Origin of the sequence: Streptococcus sp., assembly GCF_019414905.1 — a bacterium.
Lineage (GTDB): Bacteria > Bacillota > Bacilli > Lactobacillales > Streptococcaceae > Streptococcus.
Genome location: NZ_DXLC01000019.1, coordinates 1 through 2,354 on the forward strand (window position 1 = coordinate 1; position 2,354 = coordinate 2,354).

Annotated in this window: 2 protein-coding genes and 1 pseudogene; all 3 read left to right on the forward strand. The window is 38.6% G+C overall.

Annotation, left to right across the window (positions count from 1 at the left end; translation table 11 throughout):
* Positions 1-292, forward strand: a pseudogene (locus tag QZ359_RS00375) (TetR/AcrR family transcriptional regulator); the annotation flags it as partial.
* A gap of 88 nt (positions 293-380) precedes the next feature.
* Positions 381-1,157, forward strand: coding sequence for a ferredoxin reductase (locus QZ359_RS00380; RefSeq protein ID WP_293949674.1), 777 nt, complete (start codon positions 381-383; stop codon positions 1,155-1,157).
* Between the two features lie 123 nt (positions 1,158-1,280).
* Complete coding sequence (locus tag QZ359_RS00385) at positions 1,281-2,354, forward strand: DUF2974 domain-containing protein (RefSeq protein ID WP_293949676.1); 1,074 nt, start codon at positions 1,281-1,283, stop codon at positions 2,352-2,354.

Sequence of the window (2,354 nt, forward strand, 5' to 3'; positions counted from 1 at the left end):
TTCCAATAAAATCCTTGCAGAATGGTACAATCCTGCCATAGCAGATGAGTTGCATAGCTACTATTCCTCAGAAGAAGGGAAAGTCACGAATCCATTTCATCAATTTCTCGTGAAAACCTTTACTCATCGTTTGCAGGCTGAAGGCCATTCTCCAGAAAAAATTCAAGATATTTTACAAGTTTACAACCTATTTTACTACATGGATATGCATATCACAGAAAATGATTTTCCAGATATTAGCAAAACTGTAGAAATACTAGCAACCAACTTCATTAAAGGAATACTGAAATAAAGAAATCTTTTCTTTATTTTTTGGAAATTATTGAATGAAAAAAAATATTATTCATTCATAGAAAATTACTACACTATAGGAGTTAAAAATGAAACGAGGGAAAAAAATGTTCATAATTATTCTAACTACACTTGGAGTGCTCGGCTTTATATCTTGGGGAATCATTACCTATCTTGGACGAAGTCAAACTTTATCGATAAAATCCATTGAAAATCCCAGCGGAGATTTGTATTTAGTTCACATCACAAAACCAAAAAATCAAATATGGAAAGCTTGCTCCTATGCTCAGTTTAAGCTTCCTGACAGTTCGTTTGGTCTAGACAAAAGTCCAGTAAAGGAGGATCAGGCTAGCCGATGGCTAACCCTTGCTTCCACTCCTGATGAGGATGAAATTCTTATTGTAACCCATAATAGTGGTAGCGTGTTTAAGGAAACCTTAACACATTTACCAGCTGGTAGTAAAATTGAGATGAGTTGGCTGGAGTCATCTTTATCTGTTAAAGACAATGACCAAGCACTGGTTTGTTTTGCCTCTGATGTCGGTATTTCTACTCTACGTCCAGTTGTGAAAGAGTGGGCTGGTAAGCGCTCCATCATTCTTAATCATTTAGACAAAGGAGTAAACATTTTTGATAATGAGTTAAGAGAGCTTAGTAAGAATAATCCGAATCTAACTTATAAAACTAGCGAAACCTTTTCTCAAAGCCAAGCATTTTTAAAAAATGCGGTTGTGAAATACGGTAACCAAGCTATTTATCTCTTAACCGGCCAACCTGATGATATAAATGAGATGAAAAATTTCTTAAAAGAGAATGGGATTGACGACAAACAGATACAAACAAGTATGTTTAGAGGTTTGAAATAAAAGCAAACTGTCTTCTATGTATCTAAATCATACCATTATAGGTCGGTATGTAGAGAGATCGTACAAACCAACTAGTAAATTCTATGTGTTTGTGATAAGATAAATAAAAAGAAAGGAGCTCTTATGGCCAATATTTTTGATTATCTGAAAGATGTCGCATACGATTCCTTTTACGACTTACCTTTGAATGAATTAGATGTTTTAGCCTTAACAGAAACCACCTACCTCTCCTTTGATAATCTGGTCTCCACAACTCCTCAGCGTCTTTTAGACCTGGCACTTCAGGTTCCAAGAGAGCCCACCATGCTTACTAGTAAAAATCGCCTCCAGCTATTAGATGAACTAGCTCAACACAAGCGCTTCAAAAATTGCAAACTCTCCCATTTTATCAACGACATCGACCCTGAGCTGCAAAAACAATTTGCGGCTATGACCTACCGCCTCACTCTCGATACCTATCTGATTGTCTTTCGTGGGACAGATGACAGTATCATTGGCTGGAAGGAAGATTTCCACCTAACCTATATGAAGGAAATTCCTGCTCAAAAGCATGCCCTCCGCTATTTAAAGAACTTTTTTGCCCAACATCCTAAGCAAAAGGTCATTCTGGCTGGGCATTCCAAGGGAGGAAATTTAGCTATCTATGCGGCTAGTCAAATTGAGAAAAGCTTGCAAAATCAAATCACAGCAGTTTATACCTTTGATGCGCCTGGTCTCCATAAAAAACTGACACAAACCGAGGGCTATCAAAGGATAATGGATAGAACCAAGGTCTTCATCCCACAAGGCTCCATTATCGGTATGATGATGGAAATTCCTAACCGCCAAATCATCGTGCACAGTACTGCCTTAGGTGGTATCGCCCAGCACGATACCTTTAGTTGGCTGATTGAGGACAAGCACTTCGTCCAACTGGATAAGACCAACAGTGATAGTCAACAAGTCGACACAACCTTCAAGGAGTGGGTGGCGACAGTCCCTGACGAAGAACTTCAGCTCTACTTCGATCTCTTCTTTGGCACCATTCTTGATTCTGGTATTACTTCTATCAATGACCTATCTTCCTTCAAGGCACTTGAACACATTCATCATCTCTTTATCCAAGCTCAATCCCTCACTCCAGAAGAAAGGGAAACCATGGGACGCCTCACTCAATTATTGATTGATACCCGTTACCAAGCCTGGAAGAATAGATAA